Origin of the sequence: Anthropogastromicrobium sp. (genome assembly GCF_037349415.1) — a bacterium.
In the GTDB taxonomy this organism is placed as follows: domain Bacteria; phylum Bacillota; class Clostridia; order Lachnospirales; family Lachnospiraceae; genus Anthropogastromicrobium; species Anthropogastromicrobium aceti.
This window is the reverse complement of record NZ_JAXWCK010000064.1, coordinates 1-4490: the sequence shown is the minus strand read 5'-3', so window position 1 is coordinate 4490 and position 4490 is coordinate 1. Positions and strand designations below refer to the sequence as shown.

The following is a 4490-nucleotide window of genomic DNA, read 5'->3' as shown; positions in this document are numbered from 1 at the left end:
CGGAACAGATGTGTCTGCCAAAGTCCTTGCGATGTACGCAGACACTAGAACTCCGTCAATGAAACCCCAGTGGCTTGCCACTGGGTTAAGTCAGGAATCATATTTATATGCAGACCTTTTTTGAGGAGCATCGCCATACCAAACATCCATTTTTTAGGAAAGTCTGGATCCTTTGACATTTCTTCCATTGGCATATCGCTGTACATAATCACGTTTTCCATAGAAGGTGACAGAACAGTAGCCTTTAAATAGTCTAGCTCAGCAGTCATAAATTCACGAATACCAAAGTAGGAGCGTGAGCCAGGCAGCTGGATTGGCATAGTTGGTACTTTCAATTCATCAAAGCAAATGGAACGAATGAAATTATTAAGGTCAAACTGATCAAGTTTTTCAAGAAAACTTTGCATTTGGTTTATTTGAGGTGAAACATTATTTGTGTTTAAAAGCCATCCAGAAAGCAACTGACAAAGAGCCGCAGAATCATTTATATCCTTAATAGACTGGCCAGTAAGCTTTTCAATAAAATGCGGTCAGCAGGCGGTGTGCGAAGCACAATAAAACGAGCTGTCTCGCTACAAAACCATTCAGGATCAGAAGGGATGCGTGACAGATAAGATGAATCATAATTTAAAAAACGTGCCAGATCAGCAAGGCTGACAGAGGATGCTAACAGCAGATGATTGAAATTTTCACAAAGTCGACTATTATCAGGCTGCTTTAACGTATTTGTAAAAGCAGTGTAGATTTCATCTTTTGTAAAAGGCGTTATGGAAGCAGAAGTACGCTTAGAAGCTGCTTTTTCTTTTGAAAGTAGATAAATTCCTTCGCACAATTGATTTAATTTTTCACTTTCAGGGCGAGGAACACGTTCACCGCTTGGCGCAGCAGTGCTATGATGAACAGCAGACAGCTGTACAGTCAGGAGGACTGGTTGCGATAGATGGAGTGGCATGTACAGCATCAGATCGTACATACTCATTTATGCTTGATGGAATCGACTATCGTGCAAAGGTTGTCACAATGACAAAGATTATCCAGTTTAGCATGACACAAGCAGCTGGCTACTCAGATACCTACTATGTATGGAATGCACCATATACCTATATTTATATGACGCCAACAGCAACCTTTGAGAAAGGGCTTGATGATTTTAATTTATTCATGTTAAATACAAAGGTAAGCGATGGCTTTATCATAGCATCCAGCAATTTGAGTACTCAGTTAATTGCGCAGATTTCAAATGGTACACAGAGCACACAAACACCTGGTGATTATTTCAAGAGTGAAATGGAAAAGCAGCCAGATACATATGATACAGAAAACTTCTGCGATTATATCTTGTCACAGAATGCATATGAGACATCAGATGGCAGCACAATAAAGCTTCCTAATATTTACGATTATGTGTATGAGGGTGATGATGGAAAGATCTATGCTGGAAATACGGTAGATCAGCCGGCAGGCTCAACAAGACTGTATGCAAAATAAGATTTGACGAAATATGTTCAGGCTAAAATAAAAATGGCAGCACAGAGTGATAAGTTTCTGTGCTGCCGATTTTGCGAATGGGGTTCTGAATAGTTACGATAATTTAATATAGATTTGCGGCAATGGAAGCGGCAATAACAGTTAAAAGACCTGTTACAGCGATAGACAAACTGCTGATTGCACCTTCGACTTCACCCATCTCCATAGCCTTGGCTGTTCCTATTGCATGGGCAGAGGAACCCATTCCCACACCCTTTGCGACAGGCTCTGTGATATGAAACAGCTTGCAGATTGGCTCTCCAACGATATTTCCAAATACACCAGTTATGATAATAACAGCAACAGTAATAGTTGTGATGCCTCCAAGCTCAGTTGAAACATCCATACCGATTGCAGTGGTAATAGATTTTGGAAGAAGCGTAACATACTGCTCATGTGTAAGGCCAAATATTAAGGAGAAGGCATAGACACACAGCACACATGAAATGATACCTGAAACAATGCCAGCAACGATTGCCTTCCAGTTGCTTTTAAGCTTTTCAATCTGTTCGTATAGCGGAATCGCGAGACAGACAGTAGCTGGTGTTAATAAGTAGCTTAAATATTTTGCACTTATGTTATAGCTTTGATAGTCAACATCAAGTGCCACAAGAATGGCAATGACAAGAATAATGCTTATTAAAAGTGGGTTTAAAAGCGGAGATTTGAATTTTTTCTTTAAAAGGGAACCCACCTCATAGGCAGCCAGACTCACAGCAACGCCAAAAAATAATGAATTTGTCAAAAAATTAAGCATATTAGATCAGACCTCCTTTTTAGCAGTTTTTCTCTGTGCTTCTTTATGAATTACAAACTGTGTAATCTTTCCGGAAATGACCATAACAACTACGGTTGAAATAAGCGTAATTACGGCAACCGGCACACCAATAGGTGCAAGCTGCGGCCAGGATTCAAGAAGTCCTACACCAGCAGGGATAAACATGACTGGCATGATTTCAATTAAAAGCTTTCCTGTATCCTTCACATGAGCAAGTTTAATAACACCGCTTAACAGGCCGATAAATAAGATTGCAAATCCATATACACTGGCCGGAACTGGAAGCGGCAGTACTTCGTGAAGCAATTCTCCAATAAAAGAAATTAGAAGAATCAATAGAAATTGTCTGAGATATTTCATAAAGATCTCCTCCTGAAAACAAAACTTTTTGCATATAAAAGGAATGTTATTCTTTTAACGCACAAGCCCTACTTTAGCACAGAACTATGTTAAAGACAAGTGGAAGAAATAACCGCAATAATGACTAAAAAAGGTGAAATTTATTTATAAGGTGATGATAATGACAACATATATGCTAGCATATACAATAAGGAATATACAAAATGAGGTGAGAAAAAAGAAAAAAATTTCATCAAAACGCAGTAAAAATAGGAGAATAAAAGGTAAAAAAAATAATTGAGAAAAAAGGTAAAGTTAGTTGCAACTTTAACTTTACAATGTCATATAGATATGATATATTAAGCAAAACTACTCTTTGCACTGCAGTATTTTATACAGTACAAACTGAGCAGGCCGGGGATTTCCTGGGGCCGGGTCGTAAATGACAGTGGATCGAAGACATCTGCGGGACAGTATATGTAATTACTGGTTTCGTGGGTGTATTTTTTTATCTTCCACGAAAAAATAAGTGCCATAAAGAGTTATCAATCCATCTTTTATTTAGGGGGTAACTACTATGGAAAAAACAAAAAAACAAAATCCGCAGATGAATCAGAATCAAAGTGAAAACACAAATCTGCAGGAAAAACAGTTTGAAAAAGAGGCAATGAAGGTTTCAACTGTCAGCATTGTTGTCAATGTACTGCTTTCTCTTTTCAAACTCCTCGCCGGAGTGATCGCTCATTCTGGTGCAATGATCAGTGATGCAATTCATTCAGCTTCAGATGTATTTAGTACAATTATTGTTATGGTAGGCATTCATTTGGCTGGCAGAAAATCCGACAAGGAGCATCCTTATGGTCACGAGCGAATGGAGTGTGTTGCAGCGATTGTGCTTGCAACAGTTCTTGCCGTAACAGGTCTTGGAATCGGCTGGTCAGCAATTCAGTCCATTGCAAAAGAGAGTACAGGAGTTGTTGTGGTTCCTGGTGTGCTTGCTCTTGTTGCAGCAGTAGTGTCGATTTTAACAAAGGAAGGAATGTACTGGTACACAAGATTCCATGCAAAAAAAATAGATTCCAGTGCCTTAATGGCAGATGCATGGCATCATCGCTCCGATGCACTTTCCTCAGTTGGTGCATTAGTTGGTATCGCAGCTTCCAGAATGGGATATCCGTTAATGGATCCACTCGCCAGTCTTGTTATATGCGTTTTTATTGAAAAAGCAGCTCTTGATATTTTTAAGGATGCAATTAACAAAATGGTTGATAAGGCGTGTGATGAAGATACAGAGCAAGCCATACGTGAATGCGCAGAGAAACAGCCAGGTGTCATTAGAGTAGACATGTTAAAGACACGAGTATTCGGCAATAAAATTTATGTAGATCTTGAGATTGGAGCTGATGGTAATGAGACGCTTCGCGATGCACATGCAGTGGCAGAGCGTGTACACGACCATATTGAAAAGGAATTTCCAAAGGTAAAGCATATCATGGTACATGTAAATCCAGCGTAAAAAAATAGTTGAATAAAATAAGAAAATTCCACTAACACGAAAGTGTATAGTGGGATTTTTTTGTACCTAGACAAGAGAAATCAAATGAATTATACTGAAGAAAATAGGAGGAAAACAGCGTATTTTGCGCGGAAAAGAGGTCGGTTATGATTCGAGTAACAGTATGGAACGAATATTTACATGAGAAGGAGGAGCCGGTACGTCACATTTATCCAAATGGAATCCATGGCTGTATTAAGGAATTTTTACAGACAGATGAAGAACTTGCAATTAAGACAGCAACATTTGAGATGCCTGAACATGGACTTACAGATGAGGTGCTTGCGCAGA

At 39.1% G+C, this 4490-nt stretch carries 6 protein-coding genes, 1 pseudogene and 1 riboswitch; of the genes and pseudogenes, 3 read left to right on the top strand and 4 right to left on the bottom strand.

The genetic code is table 11. The features are described from left to right. Positions 1-44: 44 nt before the first annotated feature. The gene (locus WJP93_RS13840) at positions 45-461 is read right to left on the bottom strand and encodes a hypothetical protein (protein WP_262539172.1); all 417 of its coding nucleotides are present in this window, start codon (positions 459-461) and stop codon (positions 45-47) included. Between the two features lie 23 nt (positions 462-484). Continuing rightward, the gene (locus WJP93_RS13835) at positions 485-832 is read right to left on the bottom strand and encodes a hypothetical protein (protein WP_337548791.1); all 348 of its coding nucleotides are present in this window, start codon (positions 830-832) and stop codon (positions 485-487) included. Here WJP93_RS13835 and WJP93_RS13830 point away from each other — a divergent pair. Continuing rightward, positions 805-1488 (top strand): hypothetical protein, encoded by a 684-nt coding sequence (locus WJP93_RS13830; RefSeq protein ID WP_337548790.1) that lies wholly within the window; start codon positions 805-807, stop codon positions 1486-1488. The two genes, WJP93_RS13835 and WJP93_RS13830, sit on opposite strands and share 28 nt — an antisense overlap. Positions 1489-1591: 103 nt before the next feature. Here the strand turns inward: WJP93_RS13830 and WJP93_RS13825 are convergent, their stop codons facing one another. Beyond that, positions 1592-2284, bottom strand: coding sequence for an LrgB family protein (locus tag WJP93_RS13825; protein WP_227102611.1), 693 nt, complete (start codon positions 2282-2284; stop codon positions 1592-1594). A 6-nt stretch (positions 2285-2290) separates the two neighbouring features. Continuing rightward, on the bottom strand, positions 2291-2665 hold the full coding sequence (locus tag WJP93_RS13820; RefSeq protein ID WP_227102610.1) for a CidA/LrgA family protein: 375 nt from the start codon (positions 2663-2665) through the stop codon (positions 2291-2293). Positions 2666-3039: 374 nt separating this feature from the next. After that, positions 3040-3120: riboswitch (NiCo riboswitch) on the top strand. A 131-nt stretch (positions 3121-3251) separates the two neighbouring features. Between WJP93_RS13820 and WJP93_RS13815 the strand changes: the two genes are divergently transcribed. Next, on the top strand, positions 3252-4160 hold the full coding sequence (locus tag WJP93_RS13815) for a cation diffusion facilitator family transporter (protein WP_227102614.1): 909 nt from the start codon (positions 3252-3254) through the stop codon (positions 4158-4160). A gap of 146 nt (positions 4161-4306) precedes the next feature. Further along, positions 4307-4490: pseudogene (locus WJP93_RS13810) on the top strand (trehalose utilization protein ThuA); the annotation flags it as partial.

Bases quoted from the DNA above. Each gene is read 5' to 3' on its own strand.
- WJP93_RS13820 (WP_227102610.1), bottom strand. From the start codon at position 2,665: ATGAAATATCTCAGACAATTTCTATTGATTCTTCTAATTTCTTTTATT.
- WJP93_RS13825 (WP_227102611.1), bottom strand. From the start codon at position 2,284: ATGCTTAATTTTTTGACAAATTCATTATTTTTTGGCGTTGCTGTGAGT.
- WJP93_RS13815 (WP_227102614.1), top strand. From the start codon at position 3,252: ATGAATCAGAATCAAAGTGAAAACACAAATCTGCAGGAAAAACAGTTT.